General features: G+C 62.0%; 1 protein-coding gene. It reads right to left on the bottom strand.

Annotated elements, in window-relative coordinates; translation table 11 throughout:
- The coding region (locus tag HU738_RS25815) for an immunoglobulin-like domain-containing protein (protein WP_217871561.1) at nucleotides 1-300 on the bottom strand (300 nt) is incomplete at both ends.

Below are 300 nucleotides of genomic sequence, written 5' to 3'. Positions count from 1 at the left end.
CGTCGTTGGTGACGGCGCCGGTGGTGGTGCCGGAGCTTTGGCCAACCGGAATGGTGATGGTCTGGCCGTTAGCCAAGCTGACTATGACTGGGCTTCCGGTGACTGGCGCATTAACCGTGGCGGTGTAAGTGATAGTGCCGCCTTCGGCCACGGAAGGCGTGGCGGTCAGGGTGACAGTGGTGGTGTCTTGTACGTCCGTAACGGCGGTGCTGACCGGTGCCTGGTTGGCGACCAGGTTTTCGTAGTTGCCGCCGCTGACGCTGGTGATGCTGTTGGTAACTGCCGCGTGGCCTTGATAGA

This window comes from Pseudomonas vlassakiae, assembly GCF_014269035.2.
Taxonomy (GTDB): Bacteria; Pseudomonadota; Gammaproteobacteria; order Pseudomonadales; family Pseudomonadaceae; genus Aquipseudomonas; species Aquipseudomonas vlassakiae.
This window is presented reverse-complemented; position numbering and strand designations above follow the sequence as displayed.